Genomic DNA, 25,948 nt, shown 5'->3' with positions numbered 1-25,948 from the left:
TTGGCTCCGATGCGGTGCTGGGACGGGATTTCGAGATGGAGCGTTGAAAGGCTCAACGCAGAGGTTTGAACGTCGCGCGCAGCTCGTCCACGAACACGTCTGGTTGCTCCCACGCGGCGAAGTGGCCGCCCTTGTCGAGCCGGTTGTAGTGGATGAGCTTCGGGTACGCGCGCTCGGCCCAGCTCTTGGGCGCTTGATAGAGCTCGTCCGGGAACGCGCTCACGCCGACCGGGATGTCGATGCCCTTGGGGGCGAAGAACGCGAGCTTGCTTTCCCAGTACAGCCGCGCGGACGACACCGCGGTGTTGGTGAGCCAGTACAGCGTGATGTTGTCGAGGACGTCATCGCGCGACAGCCCCTCGCGCTGGCCATCGAAGACGCGCGCGATCAGCGCATAGCTGAGCGCGTCGTGGTCGAGCATCCACGCCGCAAGCCCCACAGGTGAGTCGGCGATGGCGTACAGCGTCTGCGGGCGTCCCGCCATTTCCTGCGCGTAGCCCAAGCCGTGGCGGTAGAAGAAGTCGAGCTGGTCGTAGGCGCGCTTCTCGTCGGCCGAGAGATTCGCGGGTGCAGGCTGTCGAGCCTGCAGCGCGACATCGATGTCGGCCGGCACCGTGGCCGGCATATTGGTGTGGATCCCGACCAGTTCCGGTGCTTTCAGCAGCGCCATCTGCTCGGTAACGGCGTTGCCCCAGTCACCCCCCTGCGCGACGAACCGGTTGTAGCCCAGTCGCTTCATCAACACGACCCAGGCACGTGCGATGCGTATCGGGTCCCAGCCGGTTTGCGTGGGCTTTCCTGAGAATCCATAGCCTGGCAGCGACGGAATGACGACATCGAACGCATCTGCGGCCGTGCCGCCATGCGCGGTTGGATCGGTGAGCGGGCCGATGATCTTCATCTGCTCCACGATCGATCCGGGCCAACCGTGCGTGACGATCAGCGGCAACGCGTTGGCGTGTTTGGAACGAACGTGGATGAAATGGATGTCGACACCGTCGATGGTGGTCACGAACTGTGGCGTCGCATTGAGCTTGGCTTCGAACCGGCGCCAGTCGTAGTCCTTCGCCCAGTACCCGGCGAGTTGCTTGAGGGTAGCCAGCTGCACGCCCTGCGACTGGTCGTCGACCGTTTCCTTCTCGGGCCATTTCGTCGCTTCGACGCGACGGCGCAGGTCGTCCAGTTCTGCCTGCGTGGCCTGGTACTTGAACGGGCGTATCGAAGTATCCTGGTCCACCGTTGCATTGGCGGAGGTGGTGGAGGCGACACTGGAGACGTTCATGGCGGACTCTCGGTGTGGAGTGGCGGACACGACCTGCGATGCGAGCAGCCCGGCCAGCGGAATGGCGAGCGCACAAAGCCGGATCAACGAAGCGCGCACGGTCGTCAGCGAAGAGCAGTACCGCGGGACTGACATCGCGCCGCGGCGCGAGGCATGCGTGGAGCACCAGGCGATCATGTCGATTCCTTGGTTCGGGGGGAACGGTGCGCCGGCCGAGGCCGGCGCGGGTCGTCGTCCATGCACAATGCGCGTGGGCCATCACACCAAGGCACGCGTGTGCAGTCGATTACACCAAGGTGTCGTTCGATACCTTTGTATGCACCAGGAGCCGCGCAGTCGTGCGCACGGAACCTCGGCTCGGGCCGTTTCGGTGCGCACGGATCAATCGGGAGAAGACTGGCGGATCAGTCCGCTTTCGGCTCGCGCCAGATCCGGACAGGGATCGACTTGTAGCTTGGCGTGCCGCTTTCCGGGTCGACGTGGTCAAGCGGTACCAGGCAGTTGCCTTCGGGGTAGTACGTGGCGACCGAACCCGGTGCAATGCCATAAGCCACCGCAATCACATCGCGCATTGTCCGCTCGCGCCTTACCCCGAGCACCGTCTCAATGACTATGGGGTCACCGTGCGAGATGCCGCGCGAGGCCATGTCGTCCTCGTTCATGAACACGACGTCGCGGCGGCCGAACACGCCCCGGTAGCGGTCGTCCAGACCGTAGATCGTCGTGTTGTATTGATCGTGGCTGCGAACCGTCGTCAGCGTCAGCACGGAGGCATCGCGGCCAGGCAAGTCCTCGCGCAGGCCGGCGAACGGCAGGAACTCAGCCTTACCGGACGGCGTATTCCATACGCGCTGTGTAGGCGGTAGCGGCATGCGGAAGCCACCGGGTTTGCGAATACGCTGGTTGTAATCGTCGAAACCCGGGATCACCGCCTCGATGGCCTCGCGAATGCGATCGTAGTCGGCGACCAGGTCGCTCCAAGGTACCGCGCTTGCGGGCAAAGTCGCCGCGGCGATGCCGGCGACGATGGCAGGCTCAGAACGCAGTGCGGCGGACGCCGGCGATAGCCGTCCGCGCGAGGCATGCACCATCGACATCGAATCTTCCACCGTCACCGCCTGCGGTCCGGCGGCCTGGTCATCGCGCTCGGTGCGGCCCAGGCACGGGAGCAGGAAGGCATGACGTCCCACCAGCAGATGGGTCCGGTTGAGCTTGGTCGCCACGTGCACCGCCAGCGGCAGCCGGCGCATCGCCGGTAGACACGCCTCTGGATCCGGCAGAGCCACTGCAAGATTGCCGCCCATGCAGATCAGGGCTTTCGAGCGGCCGTCGACGATGGCCCGCATCGCCGAAACCGCGTCGTGCCCATGTTCGGCCGGAGGGCGGAAACCGAATCGCGCCTCGATGCGCTTGAGCATTGCCGCCGATGGCTTCTCGGTGATGCCAACGGTGCGGTCGCCCTGCACGTTGGAGTGGCCGCGCAACGGGCAGATCCCGGCACCGGGCTTGCCAAAATTGCCACGCAGGAGCAAGAGGTTGGCGACCTGCTGCACGTTCTGCGTCCCGGTGCGATGCTGCGTCAGGCCCATGCCGTAAGTGACGATGGTCGCGTCTGACGCCGCGTAGGCTTGCGCGACGCGGCGCATCTGCGGCTCGGACAGCCCCGACTCCGTCTCGATGTCTGGCCAGCGCGTTGCACGAAGTCCGGTCGCCAACGCCTCGAAGCCATTGGTGTGCGCCGCGATGAACGCGCGATCAAGCACGTCGTCCGTTGCGTCCATTTCCAGCAGCGCCTTCATGATTCCCTTGAGCACGGCAGCATCGCCGCCCACTCTGGGCTGCAGGTAACTCGATGCGATGGCAGTGGCGCCCAGCGTCGCCATTTCCAGCGGGTCCTGCGGATCGGCGAAGCGTTCAAGCGCTCGCTCGCGCAGCGGATTGATGACGATGATCGGTACGCCCCGGCGAGCGACCTCGTGCAGCGTTCCCATCATCCTCGGGTGGTTGGTACCGGGGTTGTGGCCCATCGCAATGATCAGCTGGCAGTGGTCGAAGTCATCCAGTGACACCGTGCCCTTGCCGATGCCGATGGACATCGGCAAGCCAACGCTGGTTGCCTCATGGCACATGTTCGAGCAGTCGGGGAAGTTGTTGCTGCCGTACTCGCGCGCGAATATCTGGTACAGGAACGCGGCCTCATTTGAGGTCCGGCCGGATGTGTAGAACTCGACGGCTTGCGGATCCAGCTCGCGCAGGAGCTCGCCAATACGGGCGAAAGCCTGCTGCCAGTCTATGGGCTCGTACTGGTCCCGCTCAGCGTTATAGACCATCGGTTCGGTAAGACGTCCCTCGTCCTCCAGCGCGTGGTCACTCCATTGAAGCAGCGACTCGACGGTGTGCTGCGCGAAGAACGCCGCCGTCACCCGTTTCTTGGTCGCCTCCCAGGTCACCGCCTTGGCGCCGTTCTCGCAGAACTGGAACGTCGAGCGGTGATGTTTGTCGGGCCACGCACATCCGGGGCAATCGAATCCGTCGGGCTGGTTGGTGCGCAACAACGCGGCCGTTGCATCGCCGGCCTCCATTTGCTCCCCGATCGCCCGTGCGGTGGCCCGCAACGCGCCCCAGCCACCGGCGGGATTGCGGTAGCGACGGATTCCGGAGGGGTCGTTCTCGGCCATGGCGCACCTCGTGTCTGCACGATGGTGGAGCACTGCGCACCAGCCCTGTACGTGCGGTGTCGAGCGGCACGACGATGGTACTCCCGCGATGGGCCGGACGCGCCGACACCTTCGTATCATGGTTGTGGCCAATGGATGCGGGTAGCGTTGTCGTTGCTCCCGAAGCCCGGCGCCAGTAGACCGTCCTCATGAGTCCCGATGCCCGCTTCCGTGCGTGGATGTTGACCTCGCTGGCACTGTCGGCGGCATTCTTTGCCTACTACGTGGCGGCGGACACCCACATGCCGGTGTCGCCGGACGCGCGGCTGACCTATCGGGTAACCCGCGTTGCTCCGGAGGTCAGTGGCCGCGTCATCGACGTATGCGTCGTCAACAACCAGCGCGTGCAACGGGGCGACCTGTTGTTCCGCGTCGATCCGGACCGCTACCTCGTGCTGGTCGAACAGGCCCAGCTCGAAGTTGAACAGGCAACCCAGGACAACGCCCAGTTCGATGCCGTCATCGCCGCCGCGATAGCGGAACTGGCACGGGCGGAAACGCAACTGCAGGACGCTGACCGCGATCTGCGTCGCTTCGATGAACTGGAACGTCAGCAGTATGTTTCACACGCCGCCCTGGACGCTGCACGCGCGCGGCGCGACGTCGCCGCTGCGCAAGTGCATGCATCGCTCGCAAGCCTCGCCGCGGCGCGGGTGCAACGTGGCGAACCGGGAGATCACAGCCTGCGGTTGCGGCGCGCACGTAACGCACTCGACCGCGCCCGCCTCGACCTGGATCGCTCGCAGGTGACCGCCCTGGAGGCGGGCATCGTCAGCAATCTGCGTCTGGAGGCCGGTGCCTACGCACAGGCAGGGGAGCCAAAGCTGGCCCTGGTCAGCACGGCCCCCAGTCTGTTTGCCGACTTCCGCGAGAAGGCGTTGCTCCACGTCGAGCGGGGGACGCGCGCGGAGGTCGCCTTCGACGCCCTGCCCGGCCGCCTCTTCCAGGCGGAAGTTGCCTCTCTGGACGCGGGCGTTGCCAACGGTCAGATCGACCCCGACGGCAGGCTCGCGGCACCGGAGCAGAGCGATCGTTGGGTCCGCGACGCCGAGCGCGTGCGCGTCAATCTGCGCCTGCTCGAAGCACCGCCGAGGCCACTCATGACCGGAGCGCGTGCGACCGTGCAGTTGCATCCACGCGAGCATGGCGTGTCGGGCTGGTTCGGCCACTTGCAGATCCGCGTGATCAGCCTGCTCCACTATGTCTATTGACGCAGCCCACCTACCCTCACGCACGGCGCTCACCGAGGACAGCTGGCGTCACGCGCGGCGCATCGCAATCGCCAGCGTGTTGGGTCTGGCGACGGCAAAACTGATGGGATGGCCGTACGGCGCCTTCTTCGCCTTCTATCCGATCGTCCTGGTCGGTTTGGTGCGACCGCTTAATCCTGGGGTCGTGCTGCAGTTCGTCGGCAGCAGCGCGGTTAGCATCCTCGTCGCACAAGTGCTGATCATCCTGTCGGACGTCGCCCCATTGCTGGCCGTTCTTGCGTTCTTTGCCTTCGCAGCGCACTGCTTCCGCATGATGGCTCTAGAACGGTGGGTCCTGTTCCACGCATTGGCGATACTGTCCACCTCGGTGCTTGCGCACTTGGCGAGCTATCCGCAGGTCGCACCGGACGACCTCTACACCGCGCAGTTCATTGCAACCGTGTTGGCTGTCGTGGTCTCCGGTTTCACCCATGCCGTGTTGCCTGAGAGGCGTTCGTCAACGCCTGAGCCCCGGGCGAAGCCCCCCGCCATCGTCCACCACCAGATGCTGCTCGGTGCGATCTGCGCCACCGTGTCCTACGTGGCCTTCCAGTTGCTGGACCTGCGGGATTCACTGTCGGCGCAGGCGGCGAGTGTGCTGGTGTTGTTCCCCATGACGCTATCGGGCGGACGCTGGGCCGCGTGCACGCGGGTGATTGGGACGCTGCTTGGATCACTGTACGCACTGACGCTGCAGGTCGTGCTGTACACCCATGCCTCACACGTACCGCTCCTGCTCACACTGTACGCAGCCGGGGTCACGTGGTTCGCAACGTGGCACGTCCGCGAGGATGCAGGGCCTGCGGTTGGACTTAGCGCTGCCACGGCTGTCGCGGTGCTCATCGGGCAACTGGTTCCCAGTGCCGACCTTTACGGCATCTCGCTCTACCGTTTCGTCTCGGTTGCGATCGCGGTGACCACGATGCTGCTATGCATCTATCTCACACAGGCCGCCCTGAACTCGTTCGCGGCGACGCGTCTCGATCAGGCCAAGGAATTTGTAGCAAATGGGCCGCAATCGACACCTTCGTACGATTTGCAAGATCAGGGCGCGGGCGTAGCGTCGAGTTGCCCCCAACTTCCCCGCAAGGTGATCCAGATGGAAGAGCATGTCATCGTGGACTCGAGCTTCACAGCTATCATCAACGCACCCATCGAGAAGATCGACATCCCCTCCTGGTGCTTCAGTCTCCCCGACAAGGAATACCAGGGCTGCTCGCCAGCGCATTTTGCCGCCGGCGCGACGACGTCCGAGGATGGACGCCGGATGTCGATCAACGTCGAGGTGCTCGGCGGCGTCCCGATGGTGCAGCACTACGTAGAGCAGATTGCCGAGCCGCACCGCCTGGTGCTCGACTCGGTGTCGGACCTCTTCACGCCGTCGGGCCGGACAACCATCCTGGTGATGTGGGAACTTAGCGTGGAGCCGCTCGATGCGGGGCGCTGCACGTTCACCAACCACGTGCGCAGCCGGGCGACAGAAGGATTCCTGGATTACCTCGCGCGCCAGGGTATTCCGTTCGAGTTGTTCCGGGACCAGAGAAAGCCCATCAGTACCGCGCACAACAAACAGGAAACGCCGTTCTTCGCCGCCAGCATCGAGCGCTACGCGTTGCGTGCAGCTCGCCAGGGCTGATCGCCGCGACGCCCTCTTCGACCGTGGAGTGAATCATGTCCGAAGGTCACTATCAAAGCGACACGACGGCCCTGCTGCTCGTGGATCCCTACAACGATTTCCTGTCCGACGGTGGTATCGCCTGGCCACGCCTCAAGGACGTGGCCGAGGCAGTCGGCCTGTTGGACAATCTCCGTTCAATCCACGCCGCAGCCCGCGCTGCCGCCATCCGTATCTTTATCGTCCCGCACCATCAGTGGGAGGCTGGCGACTACGAAGGATGGAAGCATATCAACCCGACCCAGCAAGCAATCATGAAGCGGCATAGCTTTGCGAAGGGTACCTGGGGTGGCGAGTTCCATCCTGACTTCGTGCCGAAGGACGGCGACGTGGTCGTCCAACAGCATTGGGGCCAAAGCGGCTTTGCCAACACCGATCTCGACATGCGACTGAAGCAGCATGGCATCAGCCATGTTGTAATCGTCGGGCTGCTTGCCAATTCGTGCATCGAGTCGACCGGGCGCTTCGCCATGGAGCTGGGCTACCACGTAACGCTGGTTCGCGACGCCACAGCCGCCTACTCGCAAGAGCTGATGCATGCCGCGCACGAACTCAACGGTCCCACCTATGCCCATGCGATCGTCAGCACCGCCGAGCTGCTGGGCGCGCTACCCGACTGAAGGGCTAATCGATAGCCGCGGTCATCGGATCACTCCGGTACGCATGGGATGGCGAATGAGAACGTGGCGCCGCCGGACTCGTTCGGCTCCGCCCACAGACGACCGTGGTGACTTTCGATGATGCTCCGGCTGACCGAAAGTCCCACCCCCATGCCGTCATCCTTGGTGGTGAAGAACGCGTCGAAGTACTTCTCCAGCTTCTGCGGATCCAGGCCCGGGCCAGAGTCCCACACGCTTAGGCGCACGCCGTCCCCGACGTCGCTTTGGGTTCGGATCACCAGTTGCCTTGGGCGCCCCGGCTCCAGCGTTCGCATCGCGTCGGAGGCGTTGGTCAGCAGATTGAGGACCACCTGCTGGAGTTGCACGCGATCGCCAGTTACCTGCGGCAGTTGCTTGTCAAATTCGGTTCGCAGGCTGACCCGGCTGCGCACGAGCGCGTTGGAGGCTAGCGCCACCACCTCCTCCGCAGCTTCGTTGAGATCGACTTGTTCGGCGGTGGTCTCCTTTCGCGCGAACAGCGATCGCAATCGCATGATGACTTCCGACGCCCTGTTGGCGTCGCGGATCGTGCGTCGCGCCGTGTCGATTGCACCGTCCACGGCAGGAGGATCTGCCGCCAGCATGCGCAGGCAGGTTGAGGCATTCGTCATGATTCCGGCGAGAGGCTGGTTGAGCTCGTGCGCGATCGACGCCGACAACTGGCCGATGCTCGCCACCCGGTTGGCGTCCGCCAGACGCAGCTGCACGTCGTGATAGCGACGCAGACTGTCGCTGGCAGCGGCCTCCGCGGCGACGCGGTCTGACAAGTCGAGAACGAATGACACTCCTTCCGATGGCGTGCCTTCGAAAAGCGCTGCGCCGATCAGTACCGGCACGCGACTACCGTCCTTACGCATGTACGCGCCCTCGAACGGTGGCGCCACGCCGCTTTCCAGCATCGCCTTCATGATGCTGTCGTCGTCCGCGCTCCATTCTGGTGGCAGCAGCGCCTTCCACTGCATGCGGCCGGCCGCCAGTTCATGGCTGTCGTAGCCGACGATCTTGAGGAAGGCATCGTTGCCGTCCAGGATCCGGCCGTCCAGGTGCCATGTGAAGATGCCGATGATGTTGGCGTTGAACAGCCGCCGCACCCTCGCCTCGCGCATTTGCAACTCGCTGTACAGCCGAGTGTTCTCCAGCGAGATCGCCGCTTCGGAGGCCAGCAGCTTCAGCACCGCCAGCCGAGCGGGCGTGAAGACGTTGCCGGCGAGGCTGTTCTCGAGGTACAGCACACCGATCAGGCGCGCCTGCTTCAGCAGCGGCAGGCAAAGCATCGATCGCGCGGCGTGCCCAGCCAGGTAGGGGTCGGAGGAGAACGAAGCATCTCGCGAGGCATCATCGAGAAGCAATGTCTCCTGCGTGCGGACGACGAGCTGAAACACCGACAACGGCAGCCTGTCGGCCGTGACCGCTGCGGATGCCAGCGTGACGTCCAGTATGTGGTCGCCCGTGGTCGCTTCCGCTTCGATGTGGTAGTCCTGCCCGTGCGGAAGTACCAGCACGCCGCGATCGGCGCCTGCGTGTTCGATCGCCAGGTGCATGATGGTGTCGATCAACCGGTCGATCTCGACTTCGGATGAAATCGCCTGCGAGACGCGAATCACCGTCGCCAGCTCAAGGTGCTCTACCGAAGCCAGCAGGGTTCGGTTGGCATCGTTCTGGACCAGGGAATGTTCCAGATGAGGGTGCTGCACAGAAAGCTGACGCACCTTGCCGTCCGCCCCCCAAAGTCGATACCTGTCACGCGCCTCGCCGAAGTAGGCCCGCGCCGCCCTGTCCATTCCGCGCGCCAGGAAGAAGCGGCCGGCACACTCATTGGCGACGGCCTCGTTGTGCACATACCCGCTATCGCGCGCAGAACGTATCGCCGTCTCGTACAAGTGCTCGGCTTCGAGCATGCGCCCTTCGATACGTGCGATCTCGGCGGCGACCAGCGCGGCACGATTCTCGAAGTTGCCGGCCGAGCATGTTGTCCAGACGTCCAGCTGCTGCTGGTAGCGCCATGCGGTTTCGAGGTGCACCCGACGCTGGTCGTCGGACGCGGCATGCCATCTCGAGGTGTGCGCCAGCGCGCCATAGAAGAAGAAATCAGCCGTTTCCAACTGCGATGGCGAGGTCCAAAGCAGTTGCTCGGCGTTGTCCGAGGCGCGCACCGCTTCGTCCATGTCGCCACTGAAATAGCGTCCCTGCAACTTGCGGGTCCAGTAGAAGAACGCCGCCAGCGCCAGAACCGGGCTACCCGTAAGGTGCGCCTCGGCTTCGGCTTCGTTGTAATCGGCGTCATCGAAAGAGCCAAACGTCGGCGTCAGTCCGCGCAAGGTGCGGATCAACCCCACCTGAGCGGCGCACAGATCCACGACCATGCCGAAACCGGCGTCGCGCGCGAACGCCAACCCGTTCTCGGCATCGGCCTGTATTCCGGCCAGTTCGTCGCCGGCTGCAAGGCAGTTGGTGATCAGCGCATCCCAACTGTAGGCGGCAAAGGTCAGGTCGCCCATGCCGAAAGCCGTATCGAATGCGCGCCGGATCAGCTCGCGCCCGCTGGCAAAGGGTTCGAACCAGGGCATCACCATGTTGCCGAAGACGATGTACGTGCGCGCCTGATATCGCGTCAGCCCCCGCTTCTCCACGAGGTCGTAACCGAGCCGCCCGAAACGGTAACCGTCCCGGTAGTTCCCGAAACGCGGTCCGGCAAACGTGGCGAAGAAAACATAGCCGAAGCAAGACCCGTCGCAGTGCCCATATTCGAGACTCAGATTGACCATTCGGCACAGGACGAGTGAGGACAGGTTCTCGTCGAAGAAGAACGCCGGTGTCACGATCTCAGTGAACACGTCCAACATGTCCAGAACGTCCGGGTCGCTGGCCAGCGGCAGGTCGATCAGGTCCTCGATCTGGCGCTGGGCCAGCAGCGTCCAGATCCGGTCGTACTCCTGCATGACCTGCTCGCGCGTGGGTCGCGACGGCCAATCGGTGCCGTTTCGGCGCAGGTAATCGAGGAAGACTTCCACGCATCGATCGCCGCGCGAACGCGCGGTATAGAGCGTCAGCCGAAGGCGCGTGACGCCCGCGAACTCATGACGGGTACGCGCCTGCTCGGCCAGACTGGCCAGTCGGTCCTCCGCCGCGTCCAGTTCGGCGGTCATCAGTTCGCATTCGGCCATGAGCGACTCGAGCGCGAAGACCAACTCGTAGTGGCCCGCCCATCCCTCGTCCTCCACGAGCAATCGACCGGCGCGCAGGTAGCTCAGTGCCGATGCATAGGCAGATGAAGCGCGAGCGCGCCGCGCTGCATTTAAGTTGAGTCCGGCGACATGACGGCACTCTTCCGCCGATTCGAGGAGATCGCCGGCGCGATTGAACTGGTTCACGATGTCGAAGATCGCTTCGTCCTGCCCCTGCAGTGCCGTGTGCGCGGAAAGCAGCCGGCCTATGCGCAGATGTGCGGCCGCGCGCGAGTCCAGCGGGACCTGGGAGTACGCGGCTTCCTGCACGCGGTCGTGCGCGAAGCGATAGATGTCATCGTGCTTGAGGACCAGTTCCTGGCTGAGCGCTTCCCACAAGTCTGCCTCCAGCCGTTCCGGCGAGGTTTCGCACACCGCGCTCAATGTGCGCGCGTCACTGGCGTTGCCCAGGCAGGCGAAGGTCTGCAGCGCGGCAAGCGTTCTCGGCTCCAGGCGCGAGAGCTTGCGGACCATCAGATCGACGATGTTGTCGCTATAGCCTTTGGCGAGCGTGCGTTGGCGATCCCACGACCATTGCCCCGCTGCGCGGTCGAAGGCGAGCATCCCCTCCTCCGCCAGCGCCTGCAGGAATTGGATCGCGAAGAAGGGATTGCCACCCGTCTTGCCATGGATGAGTTCGGCGAGCGGCATGACGCTCGCAGGCTCCTCGTGCAGCGATTCGGCGACCAGCTGTTTCAGGTCGTCAGCCTTCAACGGCGGCAGCTTCAGCGTTCGCAGGTTCGCGCCAGCCTGGCCGAGCTCCTCCAGCTTGCGGACGAGCGGATGCAGCGCGGTCACCTCATTATCGCGGTACGCGCCAATCAGCAACACATGGCGGACGTCGCTCGCGGTGAGAAGGTCGCCGAGCAGGTCCAGCGTGGCCGAGTCGAGCCATTGCAGGTCATCCAGGAACAGCGCAAGTGGATGCTCCGGCCGCGCAAAGACGGAAATGAAGCGGCGAACGGTAACCTGGAAGCGACGCTGCCCTTCCTGTGCGGGAAGCTCCGCCACCGGAGGCTGATCGCCGATGATCAGCCGCAATTCGGGCACCAGGTTCAGCAACAGGACGCCATTGGGTCCTAGCGCTTGCGCGAATGCGTCCCGCCACCGCGCAAGTTCGTCCTCGGGCTTGCCCAGCAGTGGTCTGACCAGTTGCTGGAAGGCCTGCGCAAACGTGGCGTAGGGTATGTCAGCCTTGTACTGGTCGAATTTGCCGGAGGCGAACAGGCCGCGAGGGGGAACGAGCACCTTGTGCAGTTCGTGCACCACCGACGATTTGCCGATGCCCGAGTAGCCGGCGACCAGCACCAGCGTCGGCACACCCGTTTCCACGACGTCGTTGAACGCGGCGATCAGTGCGTTGGTCTCCGCTTCGCGCCCGTACAGCTTCTCGGGGATCGCCAGGCGATCGGGATGATCCTGCTGGCCCAAGGCGAAGGTTGCGGCAGCGGCGCCGGCGTCGTGCGCCGCGAGGCAGCGCTGCAGGTCGTGGGTGACGCCCGCCGCCGTCTGGTAGCGCTCCTCCGGCGTCTTCGCGAGCAGGCGCACGATGATGTCGGACACCGGCGGCGGAAGCTCTGGAACCCGCTGCACCGGGGGAATCGGAGTTCGCGCGATGTGGCAATGCACCCACTCCATCGGGTCCGAAGCAGTGAAAGGCAAGACGCCGGTCGCCATTCGATAGAGAAGAACACCCAGCGAGTACAGATCGCTGCGTGAATCCACCGAACGGTTCATGCGCCCGGTCTGCTCCGGCGCCATGTACGCCAGCGTGCCGGCGATCAGTTCGGGCGGATCGGGTGCTTGCCGCTCGCGTGGCAGGCGCGAAGCGATGCCGAAACCGGACAGGAACACGTGCTCCCCGTCCCGCGCCACCATGACGTTGGCAGGCTTGATGTCACGATGCACGACACCGCGTTCGTGCAGGTGCGCCAAGGCCTTGGTCACCGATATCGCAAGTGTGAGGAGCTGCCGCGGCTGCATCGGTTGCCCGGCGAGGAGGTGTTCAATGGGCTCCACCGGCTGATAATCCAGTAGCAGCGCCGTGTGCCCCCGATCGCGCACCAGTACGCTGGGCCGCAGCGCCCACTCGCTGTCGAGATGGTCCCTGAGGGCATACTCGCGCCGGAGACCCAGCTCCACGGACGGATGTGGCCGATCCGCCAGGGGCATCACTGCGATGTACTCCCGCGTAGTGCCATCGCCGTGCGCGTGAAGGACGCGGCAGAAACCGCGCTCGCCGTCGTCCCAGAGCAACTCGTGGCAGGCCAAGCCACCCTCCGTCTCCAGCGCGGACGTCTCCACCATCGAGGCCTCCGGCCAGAAACTGCGAGGGATCACGCAAGTGCGTGTCGGATGCTCGAAGATACTCCGGTGATTCCGGATGCGGCAATCGCGTGGTTCTCGCCGCCCCGCCAAGGCAATGTCCAGCCATGGACAGCGCATTCAGCCCGCGGGCCAGGGTCAGACCAGGTTGATGGCTACCTCGATGCTGGTCTTGAGCGCCTTCGAATACGGGCACGTTTCGTGACCGGCGTCGACCAGCGCCTGCGCGATTTCCCGGTCGACTCCAGGCAACGAGATATTGAGGCGGGCAGCCAGCGAGTAGCCCTCGCTGCCCTGCCGCAGGTCCACTTCGGCGTCGATAGCAGTGTCAGGCGGGAGCGTCACGCGCATCCGGCGCGCGGCGATGCCCATCGCGCCGATGAAGCAGGCAGACCAGCCGGCGGCCAGCAGTTGTTCGGGGTTGGTACCGGTGCCGTGCGTTCCCGGCGTCGAAAACCCGACTTCGAGCGCGCCATCGGTGCTCTTCGCCTTGCCGCCGTCACGGCCGCCGACGGTGTGGGTCTTGCCCGTGTAGAGGAGCTTGCGCTCGGTGTCGGTCATTTCACTCTCCGGCCCGCGGGGGAAGCCCGATGAAACTACAGGCCGGGGGTGCAGGCGATTGCACCAAGGTATCGGTCCCGGACGCCCCCCCTGCGGAGCCGGGCCAATCGACACCTAAGTATCATGTAAACCGCTCGGTCGCGGGTGCATCCTAGGCCCAGGAGCTCATCTCGGAGGATCCGATATGACCAACAGTCTGAGCGGCGTCACCCGTTCGCTGAGCATGGATGGCTTACCGTGAGGTCGCGCCGACTGGTGGCGATCGTGGACGACGACGAGTCGGTACGTGAATCGCTCCCGGACCTGCTGAAGACAGGCGGCTACGACGCCCAGGTTTTCGCGTCCGCGATCGATTTCCTCGCCTCCGGCGCGGCCGACCTCGCGGCCTGCCTGGTCGTGGATGTCTACATGCCCATTATGTCCGGGCCGGCGCTGCAGGAGGAGCTGTCGCGCCGGCGGAATACGCTTCCGCTGATCTTCATGAGCGCCCACGTGGACGCCGAGGTTCGCCGTGACCTGATCGCGCGGGGAGCCGAAGACTTCCTGTTCAAGCCCTTCGAGAGTGAAACGCTGCTGGACGCGATCGCCTCGGCCATCGCCAAAAGCTGAATGCCGCAAAGCGCTTGCATCGCCGCCCCGAAAGGATTATTCACCCTTTGCATGACCTACTTCCGACGAGGTGGCATCCGTGAACCACACCGCGCCCATCGTGTTCATCGTGGACGACGACATATCGGTCAGGGAGTCGTTGGAATCGCTGGTGCGGTTCGCCGGCTGGACGACCAGGACCTTCGCCAGCGCTGGAGAGTTCCTTGCGCATCCGCGGGAAGCAGGCCCGACCTGTTTGGTCCTTGATGTGACGCTACCCGACATCAACGGACTCGACCTGCAGGCACTGATCGCGACAGATCGCGCCGACATGCCGATCATCTTCATGTCCGGCTACGGCGACATCCCGATGACAGTGCGCGCGATGCGCGCGGGCGCGATCGAGTTTCTCACAAAACCAGTCGACGATGAGCTCCTGCTGGAGAGCATTCGCGGAGCGATCGCACGCAGCGACGCCGCGCTGGATGATGCGACGCGAGTGCGATCCTTGCGAGACGCCCATGCCTCGCTGACACGCCGCGAGCGCGAGGTCATGGAGCTGGTGGTATCGGGCCTGCTCAACAAGCAGATCGGGGGAAACCTTGGCATCAGCGAGATCACTGTCAAGGCACATCGCGGCCGGGTCATGCAGAAGATGCGGGCCAGATCGGTGCCCGACCTGGTGAAGATGGCTGCGGCGCTGGAATCGAGCAGGCGCTGATCCAGCGACCCGCTGTGGTCAAAAACGCCCCACGGGGCGGTCGCCGGCGAGCAGGGGGGCGCCGGCAGCGCCACGCGGGGCGTGAACTGAATGGCCAGTGCAGCGACGGCGCAACCTAGTCGATGCGCAGTGCCTGCTCCATCGCATAGCACTGATCCCAGATGTAGACGTCATAGCCAGCCAGCCGCGGCTGCCACTTCGGCGTGACAGAGTTGACGCACTGGATGACGACGCGGTCGATGTAGTCGTCGAAAATCGCCCACGGGTTGTCCATGTCCTTGGGGTTGACACCCTCGCCCGGCTTGGTCGTCGACAACGCCTTGCCCGCCGCGTCACGCAGATCCTTGTAGAACTCGGCCTGCTGTTGCACATCGGCATGGGTGCCGGTTCGCGCGACGTGACCGCCGACGAGGGTGTCCCATTCCATCGAGTTGATCTTGTCGACCTGAGCGATGGAGCCAAAGACGTCCTGGGCAACGGCAAAACGACGCCACGGCATCCAGCCCGGGAACACCACGTCCACAACCATCAGTGCCTTCTGCTTCGGTGCGCTGATGAAGATGTTGCCCGGCTCGTGGCCGTTGCCATGGTAAGACAGATCCAGCTTCTTCCCGCCTACTTCCAGCGTGTAGGCATCCTTGAACGTTACCGTCGGCAGCGGGCGGTCGGGGTCGTTGTCGCGTTTGAGCAGCCGCAGGGTTTCTTCCTGCGCGATGATGATCGGCTTGCCGCCCAGCGCCCGCGTCCCGCCGATGTGGTCCTTGTGGGAGTGGCTGTAGACGACGTGCGTGACGGGATTCTTCGTCACCTCCGCGATGGCGGCGGGAATATGCGACGAGAACGTGGGCGGAGTATCGATGACCACCACCCCTTTGTCGTAGACCAGGAACATCGACTGGTATGCGTTGTCGGTCACCATGTACAGGCCATCGCCGAGGTCCTGCAAGCGATAACCCTTGGCCGGATCGATGGCGGGCCCCCGAGCGGACTCGGGAACATCCAGGTGCTTGTCGATCCGCACGCCAATGGGAGCAAGCTGCGGCATGTCTGCGTACGGAACCCGAGCGGGAGTGCCCGGTGCAGAGTCGGACGCGGACGCGGACGTGGTGGCGTCCTGCGCAGGTGTGGCCGCCTCGGCCGTCAGCGGCGCAGGCTCCTGGCGTGTACAGGCCGCCAGAGCGGCAACGGCGATCAGAGAAACGACTCGAGTGGAACGGTTGCTGCGCATGGCGACGCACTCCTGGTGGGGTCTATTGTTCATTTCGATGGACGTCGAAGTGCGTGCGGCCGGGCCGCGCGCTTCAACGCTTCTGGTAGGGGTGGAAGATGTAGTCCTTGGTCTTCACTCTTACGTGGCACGCTTGGCCGCAATCGACGGGACTCGGATCGACCACAAACTTGTCGGATGGCGCGTCGTAGTTGAAGAGCGCATAACCCCATCCACCGGTCTTTGGGAACCGCTTGCTGTCCTTCTCCATCACAAACGCCTGAGTGAACACATCGGGCACGTCCACGGCGAATGGCGCCTCGCTGCTCTTCTTCGGCTTCCACTGCAGTTTCACGATCTTCGAACCTTCCGGGAATAACTGGCCGTTCTTCGGCACGCCCGCCTTGTAGGCCTTGATCATGGCCGGGTTGGCGACGATCACTTTGAGCACCTCGTCGGTCCGGGCCGACGACACGACCGCCCAGTCTTCGTAGCCGCGAAAATCAGCGAAGGCGATGCCACCCGCGGATTTCAGCGTGTATTTATCCTGCGCGGAGAATGCGGTTCCGACTACAACGATCAGCGCGGTGGCGCCCGCGATCAATGCCTTGCTCGTGCGCTTCATGGGGTGTCCTCCGAACGATGGGTCACTTGCCGGGTGCTGTGAATTTGATGCTCTGCGAGGTGAGCAGACCCCCTTCCGGATCTACCGCCTCGATCAGGACCTTATGCTCCCCGCGAGGCAGATTGACCAGGATGATGGTGTCGCTCTGACCGTAATCCGCCCATTGCCAAGGCAGGTCGTCGACGGTTACGTGGACGTGCCCAACGCGTGGCGACAGTTGACGCGCCGACGCTCCGCCGACCGGAAGGATGCGCAGGTTCTCGACACGGTACGGGATGAACGCAACGCCTTTGGCGAGCGGCCCGGGCAGGGGCGGTTCGATGGTCAGCTTCGGTGGTGGCTCGTTCTCGTAAGGAACGACCAGCGACCGCGCCGTTTGCGAAAATGCGTCGGGCGCAATCATCGTGGCAATGGCAGATGCGGCGAGCATTCTGGCGTACCTGTTCATGTCCCGGTTCCTGCGATCTGCCTGGAAGGTGGACGCCATCTGACCAGCGCGACGGTCGCACGGGAATTGCACAAAGGTGTTGATCGATACCTTGGTGCAATGCGCCGCCGCTCCCTCGGGCATCGACGGAGGTACCGACACCTTTGTCTGCTTCCTTTCCAGACGCAGCTATCTATCCTCGGGTCAGCGACTGGCCATCGGCCGTCACTGTCCGTCATGTCCGAGGAGGTAATGCGCCGTGCACAAGCAGATCGAGATCACGCAGCCCACCACGGGCTATTGGCACGCAACGTTCCATAATCCGCCGATCAACCTGATCGACCTGGACACCATCAACGAGCTTTCGCACCTGGTCGACACCTTGGAGCAGGACGTCGACGTCAAGGTGATTGTGTTCCATAGCCTCGATCCGGACTTCTTCCTCGCCCATTACGACGTATTGAGCGATCGCGAGCGTTCAGCATCGATGCCCGACGGCCCGACAGGCATGCGGCCTTGGCTCGACGTGCTGGCACGCATCAGCCGGGCGCCAGTGGTGTCGATCGCCGCCATCCGGGGGCGCGCGCGCGGCGCCGGCAGCGAGTTCGCCCTCGCGTGCGACATGCGCTTCGCCAGCCGCGAGAAGGCTGTGCTGGGGCAGTTCGAGGTGGGCGTCGGTGCCGTGCCTGGAGGTAATCCGATGGCCCGCCTGGCGGGATTAATGGGACGCGGGCGCGCTCTGGAGGTCGTGCTCGGTGCGGACGATTTCCCCGGTGACCTCGCCGAACGATATGGCTACGTCAATCGCGCGGTACCCGACGCCGAGTTGGATACGTTCGTGGATGCATTCGCCCGTCGCATCGCGAGCTTCGACAGGCAATCGCTGGCCGAGGCAAAGCGCTTCGTCGACGAAGTCTCGCTGCCTGACGACTCCCTGTTCCCGCCGGCGCTGGAACAGTTCTATCGCTCAATCGCGAGGCCCGGCACCATGACGCGGGTGACGCGACTACTCGAGTCGGGACTCCAGACGCGTTCCGAAATAGAGTTTGATCTCGGGCGCCACGTCGCGGCCCAAGCCCCGAAGCGTTAGCCAGCAGGCGAAGTACTCGTAGTTCAGGAATGCACGTAGAACGAGCGGGGCGAGCCCGGCGCCGGCGCGCACCCCCCAGGTTTGTCGTGGAGGTGCTGCGCCAGCCGCGGATACAGTTCGTTAAGAGCCCGCCACGTCCGCGGCGCGCAGCAGGCGCTGCACGTAGCCCGTCACGTCCTGCGAGCCGCTCCAAAGCAACTTCCCGTCGACGAGGTAGCTGGGTACGCCGGTCAGACCGGTGCCAAGTACGTCAGCCGCGAGTCCTCGCACCGTGTCACGGGCCGAGATCGCACGTTGCACCGCTTCCTCGCGCAGGCCCACCGCATGCGCGATGCGTGCGAGCACCGCGTGATCGCCGATGTCCTGGCCCAGCTCGAAGTAAGCGACAAAGAGCGCATCGACGAGACGCTCCTGCTGTCCAGCCCCGCCCTCCTCGCGCGCGAGGCGCACCAGCGCATGGGCGGTAACGGTGTTGGACGTGCGGGTCTGCTTCCCATAGTCGAAGTTCGCACCCACACGCTTACCGGCTTCGACTGCGCGCGCGTCCATCGCCAGCGCGGTTTCCCAGCCGAAGCGTTTTGATCGGAACTGCTTCCGATCCATGCCTTCGTCGGGCAGGTCCGGATTGAGCAGGTACGGCAGCCAATCAATCTCGATGTCCACGCCCTGCGCTGCCAGACGCACCAGCGCCTGGTCGAGGCTGCGCTTCCCGATGAAGCACCAGGGGCAGATCAGGTCGATCACGACCTGCAAATGCAGCTTGCGACGCATCACTTCGCCTCCAAGGGGTCCGTCGATGCCGTGGGAAGCGCCGCTGACAACGGCGACTTTGCTGGAATTGTTCATGGGTAGGCTCCAAGATTGCGGAGGAAGCGTCGGGCAATTCCGACGGAGTCCAATCTAGGTGCCGGGCGACGGCTTGCGAATCCACGTCGTCAGGCAGACATTATTGCGCGAAACGGTGTAATCGCCTGGCGCTCGGCCTCTTCGAGTTCGGCCAGAACCCGGCGTCCCGCGGTGGCGTATCGCTCACCCGCCTCGCTCAACCTGATCGCGAAGCGGTCCATCGGGCTAGCTGCCTGGACTGCTATTGCCCGTGGGTACGAACGCGAGCTCGCGCACGTTCGCGGCGTCGTGCTCGTGCAGGACTATGGTTATCGTGTTCGGATCGGCCCCGAGCGTGCGAATCGTCGCATCAACAAGGCCCGCTATCAGGCGCTGTTTCCGCTCGGGCGACAACTTCTTCGACAGGTGGCACTGGATCAGCGGCATGTTCAGTGCCTCCTCAGGGTTTCGTGGACGCGCTGCCGAACTCCGGGAGGTGCTTCGCGTCCTCCACGAAGTTGATGCCGGGGTTCTCATGCAGGATCAGGTGGATGTTCTCGCGCGGCTCGCCCATGGCTTCGCTCACCACGTCCAGCAGCGCCGCCGCGAATGCCCGCTTCTGTTCGCCCGTCCGCCCGGTGCGCAGGTCGATTGTGAGGATGGCCATCGGTTCAATCCTTCAGTTCGTCTATGAATGGGCGCATCACAATCTCCAGCGGGAGTCGCACGATGAAGCGACTTCCAGCTCCGACGCCAGCACTGTGCGCCTCGATGTGCCCGCCATGGCCCTCGATGACTTGTTTCGCAACCGCCAGTCCGACGCCAAGCCCTGGCGAACTGGTGATCGTGGGCGTATCACCTTGCATGAACAGATCGAATATGCGAGGCAGCACGTCGACGCTGATGCCGACGCCATCATCCTCGACAGATACGACAGCCTCGTCGCGCCCTCGCTCTACCGTGACGTTGATCCGACCACAGGGGCCGCTGTACTTGATAGCGTTGTCAAGCAAGTTTGCGAATGCCTGCGTCAGTCGCAACGGATCGGCATTCACCTGGATGGGGCATATCGCCATCTGCAAATTGAACTCCCGCCCTCCAACATCAACTCGCTGGTAGCACGCGTGGACTGCCCCACGCAGCAGATCAGAAAGATCCACATGTTTCTTCCGCAGCGTGAACTTTCCAGACGTTACGCACGCGACATCCACCAGGTCGTCAATGATTCGCGCGATGTATCCGAGCTGCTGATCGATCAGCGGCAAGGCGTGGTCAATCTCGGCCACGCCATGGCTCGTGCGCCCTAGCATGCGAACGGCGCACCACGCCGCGGACAGTGGATTGCGCAACTCATGGGCCACGACGGCGAGTTGTCTCATCTCAATCATCTCGCGTGATTCGCCTGAAACGAGCATTCGCTTGCCTTGTTGAATTCACTGACCGATCTCTGCCAATTGGAACACGATCGACCTCTCGCGGGTCTTATACGAAGGTGTCGATAACTGTTGATCTTCGAATCACGCGACTCAGATCATGGACTGTCCATCGGCGAAGGGGGATACCCGCCGAGTGCGCCGTGCCACCGCCCGGCCGCTTCCAATGGCTTCCATATCGGCGCTACGGGCCAGCTACTTCACGTGCTTATCCAGGAAGGACAGCATAAGCAATGCGACCTCGTCGACCTTCTCATCAAGCACGAAGTGCCCTGCGTCCAACAGGTGAAACTCTCCCTCCGGCAGGTCACGTTTGTATGCCTCCGCACCCGCTGCGATGAACGATGGATCGTTCTTCCCCCATATCACCAAGGCGCTTGGCCGCTCCTTGCGTAGCCATGCCTGCCAAACGGGGTAGGACGCAACGTTCGTACGGTAGTCGTAGAGAAGAAGGCCTTGGATCTCCCGTTGACCCGGCTTGGACAGGTGCGCGGACTCGTCGCTCCATGCATCCGGGTTGTACCGCTCCCGGTGGGAGGTGCCGAGCGTGTGACGCTGCTCTGTGCTCTCCCGCGAAAGGAACGCGTCTAGCACTTCGGGATGTGTCTCAGGGTCTCTCCAGTACTCGCGGATGGCCGCCCATTTCGCTCCAAGACCCTCTTCGTAGGCGTTGGCATTCTGGACAACAATCGCCTGCACCCGTTGCGGCAGCGCCAGGATCAAACGGAACCCGACCGGGCCGCCATAGTCGTGCAGATAGAAGCTGCACCGATCGATTCCTTTCATTTCAAGAAAACGATCGATCGACTCGGCCAGATGGTCGAATGTGTACTCGTACGAGGATGGAGGCGGCGCATCGCTCTGGCCAAAGCCAGGGTAGTCCGGTGCTACCACATGATAGTAGGGCGCCAATAGTGGAATAAGGGCATCGAACTGACGGGATGAGGATGGAAATCCGTGCAGAAGCACAATCGTCGATGCGCTCACCTGCCCGGCTTCGCGATAGAAGATGCGGACTCCATCAACCAACATGGCCTGATAGCGGGTCGTTGCCGAACTGGACGCGGGAAGGATGCCGCGTGGCCGGTACCCGGCGATGTGACCGCCGACCGTACCGAGCAACTCCCGAAGGCTCATAGCGAACCCTCCTCCAGAGCGTTCAACCCATCCAACCGCCTGCGCCAATCGGGGCGATGGCCTAGCGCCCCCCACGAGGTCATACACCAGCCCTAGAGTTTGCGTGGATCGTCCGTGGGATCGACGTATTCAATGCCAAGCGGACCATAACCCGTGACTTGGGTAACGTACTCGCCTGACTGCGCTCGGTGAAAGTGCGGAGTATGGGCGGGCAGCACCACAACGCTTCCCGGGGCGTATGCGACGAGCTTCGAAACTTCGAAGGTCGTGCCGAGTCCTATGTAGAAGACACCAGAGATGACTGTGTAGACCCGGTCCTCGGGGTGAGAATGTGGCATCAGCGTCACGCCAGCGGGGACTTTCACCCGCACCACGTAGGATCCGGAACCCTTCGGGTCCCCTACCAGAACTGCCAGTCGAGCCGGCGCAGGAAATGCTGGAAATGGCGCCCATTGGATGTCTTCTTTCAAGACAGAACCGAACGCGTTGGGGGGCAGCCCGACGCCCTGCGCGGCGCATGTCGACGTGCACGCCATCAGGCCAGCGGCTGCGTGCAAGAGGGCCATATGGAGATTCATTCGCTAGGCTCCAGAACGCGCGTTCAAAACTGATTCAATCCCGTCCATGCGTCGCGTCAGGTTCAGTCCAACCCTGCGTATTGCAACCCGGTTGATTTCCTAAGCGAGCGCCGCATCGACAATCGCAATGTCCTGTTCCGTCGTGCCGCCACTGACACCAACGCCAGCGATCAACCTACCTTCATGCTTGAGGGGCGCGCCTCCGCCCATCGCGGTGTAACGCCCACCAGCAATCGTCAGGAGCGCATAGAGGGACTGACCAGGCTGCACGAGCGGGAGAAGTTCAGCAGTTCGCAATCCAATGAGCGCCGAGGTATAGGCCTTTCGCTCCGAGATCTCCATCGAGAAGGCCGGCGCGTCATTCATCCGATGTTGGAGCACGAGGTTTCCATGAATGTCAACGACGCAGACCGATACTGGAATCCTGGCTTTGATCGCCTCGGCTTCAACGCGCTCGGCCAGTAACTTTGCTGTCATGAGAATATCCATGGTGCCTCTTCCGAAGTGGAGATCGATACCCTAACGCGTCGTGATTGGGAGGCGTGGACTGCCCCTGCTCACCAGCCAACTTCACATCAATGCTGGGATACCCGACGGTGGGCCGGCCCTTTGAGTCCGGCATTTCGTTCTTGGATACCCCGATGGCTCCGAGAGTGCATCCATCAGTTGGGCGGTGTCTATCCAGCTTAGGTATCGGTTTCAGTCCGATCTACCTTGCCACTGCTCCTACCTGAGATCAGCCCTCCAGCGACGCGTGAATCGCACCTGTAGAGCCTCAGGCTGAGAGTCCACAATCAAGCGAGCGAGCGCGCCGTAAACGCGGCTAGGTATTCCTGGAGGGCGCACTACGCGTCTCCTAGACGCCTAGAATGGGAACGACTGCTTTCGACTGCGGTTTCAACCGGTCAATGCAACAGCTTGTTGAAATCTTTCGGCCGGTGTTTCGTAGCCTAGCGTCTTGCGGGGCCGTCCGTTCAACTCTCTGGCCACCGCGTCGAGCTTGGCCTGCGTGATCAAGGACAGGTCCAGTCCCTTGGGGAAGTACTGCCGCAGCAATCCGTTGGTGTTCTCGTTCGATCCGCGCTGCCAAGGATACTGTGGATCGCAGAAGTAGACCTGGATGTCCGTCGCCAGGGTGAAGCGGCGGTGGTCCGCCATCTCCTTGCCGCGGTCCCAGGTCAGCGATCGGTACAGTTCCTTCGGCAGGCGCCGCGCATTCTTGATCAGCGCGTCGATGACCGTTTCGGTGTCCTTGCCACCGACCTTCACCAGCATGACGTAGCGCGTATGCCGCTCCACCAGCGTGGCAATCTGGCTGTTGCTGCTGCCAAACAACAGGTCGCCTTCCCAGTGGCCCGGCACCGCTCGATCCTCGACCGCGGCCGGACGCTCGCGGATCGAGACGGCGTCGCTGATGCGGCCGTGGTTGTCCGACTTCTGGGTGTGATGGCGTGAGCGGCGCATGGCCCGCGTCCGCCGCAGGTAGGCCAAAAGCTCCTGTTTCAAGGCGCCCCGGGCCTGGATGAATAACGTGCGGTAGATCGTCTCGTGTGACACCTGGCCGCTCGCGTCGTCTGGATGGATTTGCTTGAGCCATCCGGCAATCTGCTGCGGCGACCAGCGTTGTTGCAACTTAGCCGCCACCTGCCGTGCCAAGGCCCGATGTCGGGCCAGCTTACAAGTCTTTGGACGCCGCGCCCGATCCCACGCGACCTGGTCGGCCCGGCTGGCCCGATAGCCATTCGGCCCCTCGTTGCGTCGCAGTTCGCGGCACACCGTGGACGGCGCCCGACCAAGCGCAGCCGCGATCGAACGGATCGACTGCCCGCTCACGACGCCGCGCGAGATCTCTTCCCGCTCGGCAAGGCTCAACGTCCGCTCGGAACGTCGGCGTGCAGCCGGGCGGATCCCGCCGGACGCGGCCAGGACCCCGCGAACCGAGCTGTGCCGCCGATCAAACAGCCGCGCGATCTGGTGAAGCGACTCGCCCTTCTGCCAACGATCCCACATCTGCGCCTTCTGGCTTTCGGTGTAGCAGATCCTTGCCCGGTACTTCATATGCAACACTCCTGCTGCCGAAGCAGCCTTCAGTGTGTTGCATCGTCAATCGGGAGCCATCAATCGCGGCGGCAATGCTGGACGTAGATCTCGGAGGCGAGACGGGTGCCGACGTCGCCATCCTGCTTACTGAGCGCGGGATTCCGTACCTGGTTGCAAGCGCATATGACGCCGACGAGATTCCCGCTGTGATGCGCGGTGGACCACACTTGAGGAAGCCGTACCTGTTGAACGACCTCGAGATTGCTCTTGAAGGCTGTCGAGCCAGCTCAAAGGAAGGTTAGAGCTCTGGCAACAGCTAGTGAGTGTCGTCATGGGGATGCGATTCCGTCGGCCCTAGCCTGTTCGCCGTGTAGATGGCGAGCAGCCGCGACGAGACATAGTCCCGATGCGTGCCAGCCTCCGCACGAATGCGGACCGCCATTGTGTTGAATCTCGCCAGCATTTGCTGAGGGCTTCGATGCTGGGCGCGCATCATCACCAATTCCGAATCAAGGGCGGCAAGGTGTGCGTCAATTTTCGCCTTGTTCGTCACGACTGCCCCCAGAGTCGGAATCATTCGCCCCGGATATCGAACGAACTGGACGCCTTGGCTGGATAGGAGCGATGACAAGCTATCGTCCGCAGCCACGACCACGCACATGCCATCGAATCCTTGGCGGTAGTGGTTCAATTGCCTCATCAATTCGCCCATCGTCGGCAAGTCAGCCTTCGCCTCTACCAGGATGCTGGGGGCCCAGACTTCGCTTTCCCAAGTTACTTCGCAACCCATGTAGCTATCGTTCCGGCCATGTGAATCGCTGGCCCACTCTGCCCTGATTCTGGGCAACAACACCTTGATCACCAAGTCTGCGAAGCCTAGTTGACGCTTCCTGTCGTCGCTTGCAAAGAGGGGTACTTCCCAATGAACTCTTGTCCGAGGGGAAGGGCGCGGCTGAACACGCAGTCGCTGCGAGTCGAACTTGTACCGCTCGCGCTCACGTTCTAAGGCCCAGGCATGGGACCTATCTACGTCTTCATCGTGCCAGGCGCGGCCGAATTGATACGGATAGACCGCCTTCGCTATCTGAAGGCTGTTGTCATACGCCCAAGCACAGATTCTGTCGTGGCTTGCTAGCGTGACCTCGTCGTCCCAATAGCCCTGCTGCTGGCTCTGGACCTCACCCCTCATTCTGGCAGACATTACCCCTCCGCTTAGGACCACTTCGAATGGTCGAAGTAACCAGCCTTGGCGGTCAAAAGATCGAGGCCGCCGGCGGGACAGAATCTATCTGCTGGACGTGAACTCCAGGTCATAACGTGAACCCGCCGGCCGGAGCAAGCCCGCGGCCGCGTGGGTAACCTGCTGTCCGCTCATGGCCGTTAGCGGCCATCGGACCTGCAAGGTCGCCGGGCCGGTGCTAATGTCCGCTTCCGACTGCGGTTTCAACCGGTCGATGCAACACACTGAAGGCTGCCTCGGCAGCAGGGGTGTTGCAGATGAAGTACCGGGCAAGGATCTGTTACACGGAAGGCCAGAAGGCCCTGATGTGGGACCGCTGGCAGCAGGGCGAGTCGCTGCACCAG

General features: G+C 63.3%; 22 protein-coding genes. 6 read left to right on the top strand and 16 right to left on the bottom strand.

Annotated elements, in window-relative coordinates; genetic code table 11:
• Positions 1 to 52: 52 nt before the first annotated feature.
• A complete protein-coding gene (locus tag AB4Y64_RS07725) occupies positions 53 to 1,459 on the bottom strand; it encodes an epoxide hydrolase family protein (RefSeq protein WP_441815878.1) in 1,407 nt (468 codons plus the stop codon).
• A gap of 227 nt (positions 1,460 to 1,686) precedes the next feature.
• Entirely contained in the window at positions 1,687 to 3,960 is a 2,274-nt protein-coding gene (locus AB4Y64_RS07720; RefSeq protein ID WP_241919363.1) for an FdhF/YdeP family oxidoreductase, read from the bottom strand.
• Between the two features lie 188 nt (positions 3,961 to 4,148).
• Here AB4Y64_RS07720 and AB4Y64_RS07715 point away from each other — a divergent pair, with 188 nt between their 5' ends.
• Genes AB4Y64_RS07715 through AB4Y64_RS07705 form a run of 3 tightly spaced genes read left to right on the top strand, consistent with a single transcriptional unit; the run spans position 4,149 to position 7,544 of the window.
• Positions 4,149 to 5,210 (top strand): HlyD family secretion protein, encoded by a 1,062-nt coding sequence (locus AB4Y64_RS07715; RefSeq protein ID WP_441815877.1) that lies wholly within the window; start codon positions 4,149 to 4,151, stop codon positions 5,208 to 5,210.
• Positions 5,200 to 6,885: a DUF2955 domain-containing protein gene (locus AB4Y64_RS07710; RefSeq protein ID WP_441815876.1), complete on the top strand. Its 1,686-nt coding sequence runs from the start codon at positions 5,200 to 5,202 to the stop codon at positions 6,883 to 6,885. The genes AB4Y64_RS07715 and AB4Y64_RS07710 overlap by 11 nt, the downstream gene beginning before the upstream one ends.
• 35 nt (positions 6,886 to 6,920) lie before the next feature.
• Entirely contained in the window at positions 6,921 to 7,544 is a 624-nt protein-coding gene (locus tag AB4Y64_RS07705) for an isochorismatase family cysteine hydrolase (protein ID WP_241919360.1), read from the top strand.
• A 29-nt stretch (positions 7,545 to 7,573) separates the two neighbouring features.
• On the opposite strand, the gene AB4Y64_RS07700 is transcribed toward AB4Y64_RS07705, so the two are convergent.
• Together AB4Y64_RS07700 and AB4Y64_RS07695 are read right to left on the bottom strand one after the other, a co-directional pair.
• On the bottom strand, positions 7,574 to 13,114 hold the full coding sequence (locus tag AB4Y64_RS07700; RefSeq protein ID WP_441815875.1) for a trifunctional serine/threonine-protein kinase/ATP-binding protein/sensor histidine kinase: 5,541 nt from the start codon (positions 13,112 to 13,114) through the stop codon (positions 7,574 to 7,576).
• Between the two features lie 156 nt (positions 13,115 to 13,270).
• Entirely contained in the window at positions 13,271 to 13,693 is a 423-nt protein-coding gene (locus tag AB4Y64_RS07695) for an organic hydroperoxide resistance protein (RefSeq protein WP_441815874.1), read from the bottom strand.
• A gap of 264 nt (positions 13,694 to 13,957) precedes the next feature.
• On the opposite strand from AB4Y64_RS07695, the gene AB4Y64_RS07690 reads away from it, so the two are divergent.
• Positions 13,958 to 14,302, top strand: coding sequence for a response regulator transcription factor (locus AB4Y64_RS07690; protein WP_241919357.1), 345 nt, complete (start codon positions 13,958 to 13,960; stop codon positions 14,300 to 14,302).
• Positions 14,303 to 14,381: 79 nt separating this feature from the next.
• Positions 14,382 to 15,002, top strand: a complete 621-nt coding sequence (locus AB4Y64_RS07685) for a response regulator transcription factor (RefSeq protein WP_441815873.1) — start codon at positions 14,382 to 14,384, stop codon at positions 15,000 to 15,002.
• 115 nt (positions 15,003 to 15,117) lie between these two features.
• Here the strand turns inward: AB4Y64_RS07685 and AB4Y64_RS07680 are convergent, their stop codons facing one another.
• The 3 genes from AB4Y64_RS07680 to AB4Y64_RS07670 form a co-directional block, all read right to left on the bottom strand.
• A complete protein-coding gene (locus tag AB4Y64_RS07680) occupies positions 15,118 to 16,230 on the bottom strand; it encodes an MBL fold metallo-hydrolase (RefSeq protein WP_441815872.1) in 1,113 nt (370 codons plus the stop codon).
• 73 nt (positions 16,231 to 16,303) lie between these two features.
• Positions 16,304 to 16,834 (bottom strand): cytochrome P460 family protein, encoded by a 531-nt coding sequence (locus tag AB4Y64_RS07675; RefSeq protein WP_441815871.1) that lies wholly within the window; start codon positions 16,832 to 16,834, stop codon positions 16,304 to 16,306.
• Positions 16,835 to 16,856: 22 nt separating this feature from the next.
• Entirely contained in the window at positions 16,857 to 17,282 is a 426-nt protein-coding gene (locus AB4Y64_RS07670; protein WP_441815870.1) for a DUF6130 family protein, read from the bottom strand.
• A 238-nt stretch (positions 17,283 to 17,520) separates the two neighbouring features.
• Between AB4Y64_RS07670 and AB4Y64_RS07665 the strand changes: the two genes are divergently transcribed.
• Positions 17,521 to 18,351, top strand: coding sequence for an enoyl-CoA hydratase/isomerase family protein (locus AB4Y64_RS07665; RefSeq protein WP_441815869.1), 831 nt, complete (start codon positions 17,521 to 17,523; stop codon positions 18,349 to 18,351).
• Between the two features lie 120 nt (positions 18,352 to 18,471).
• Here the strand turns inward: AB4Y64_RS07665 and AB4Y64_RS07660 are convergent, their stop codons facing one another.
• The 9 genes from AB4Y64_RS07660 to AB4Y64_RS07620 all read right to left on the bottom strand — a co-directional run bounded on the left by AB4Y64_RS07660 (position 18,472) and on the right by AB4Y64_RS07620 (position 25,565).
• Complete coding sequence (locus AB4Y64_RS07660) at positions 18,472 to 19,197, bottom strand: DsbA family oxidoreductase (RefSeq protein WP_441815868.1); 726 nt, start codon at positions 19,195 to 19,197, stop codon at positions 18,472 to 18,474.
• Positions 19,198 to 19,422: 225 nt separating this feature from the next.
• Positions 19,423 to 19,623, bottom strand: coding sequence for a tautomerase family protein (locus AB4Y64_RS07655; RefSeq protein ID WP_441815867.1), 201 nt, complete (start codon positions 19,621 to 19,623; stop codon positions 19,423 to 19,425).
• A 13-nt stretch (positions 19,624 to 19,636) separates the two neighbouring features.
• Entirely contained in the window at positions 19,637 to 19,843 is a 207-nt protein-coding gene (locus AB4Y64_RS07650) for a tautomerase family protein (protein WP_441815866.1), read from the bottom strand.
• A 4-nt stretch (positions 19,844 to 19,847) separates the two neighbouring features.
• Positions 19,848 to 20,555 (bottom strand): sensor histidine kinase, encoded by a 708-nt coding sequence (locus AB4Y64_RS07645; protein WP_441816320.1) that lies wholly within the window; start codon positions 20,553 to 20,555, stop codon positions 19,848 to 19,850.
• A gap of 249 nt (positions 20,556 to 20,804) precedes the next feature.
• A complete protein-coding gene (locus AB4Y64_RS07640) occupies positions 20,805 to 21,746 on the bottom strand; it encodes an alpha/beta fold hydrolase (RefSeq protein ID WP_441815865.1) in 942 nt (313 codons plus the stop codon).
• Between the two features lie 92 nt (positions 21,747 to 21,838).
• On the bottom strand, positions 21,839 to 22,324 hold the full coding sequence (locus tag AB4Y64_RS07635) for a cupin domain-containing protein (RefSeq protein WP_441815864.1): 486 nt from the start codon (positions 22,322 to 22,324) through the stop codon (positions 21,839 to 21,841).
• A 99-nt stretch (positions 22,325 to 22,423) separates the two neighbouring features.
• A complete protein-coding gene (locus tag AB4Y64_RS07630; protein ID WP_441815863.1) occupies positions 22,424 to 22,813 on the bottom strand; it encodes a GlcG/HbpS family heme-binding protein in 390 nt (129 codons plus the stop codon).
• 408 nt (positions 22,814 to 23,221) lie between these two features.
• Positions 23,222 to 24,382, bottom strand: coding sequence for an IS30 family transposase (locus AB4Y64_RS07625; protein ID WP_441815862.1), 1,161 nt, complete (start codon positions 24,380 to 24,382; stop codon positions 23,222 to 23,224).
• 298 nt (positions 24,383 to 24,680) lie between these two features.
• On the bottom strand, positions 24,681 to 25,565 hold the full coding sequence (locus AB4Y64_RS07620; RefSeq protein ID WP_441815861.1) for a hypothetical protein: 885 nt from the start codon (positions 25,563 to 25,565) through the stop codon (positions 24,681 to 24,683).
• Between the last annotated feature and the right edge of the window lie 383 nt (positions 25,566 to 25,948).

Origin of the sequence: Lysobacter sp. TAF61 (assembly GCF_052113485.1) — a bacterium.
In the GTDB taxonomy this organism is placed as follows: Bacteria; Pseudomonadota; Gammaproteobacteria; order Xanthomonadales; family Xanthomonadaceae; genus Lysobacter_J.
Note: the sequence above shows the minus strand (reverse complement) of the source record. Positions and strands in the feature narration are given on the sequence as shown.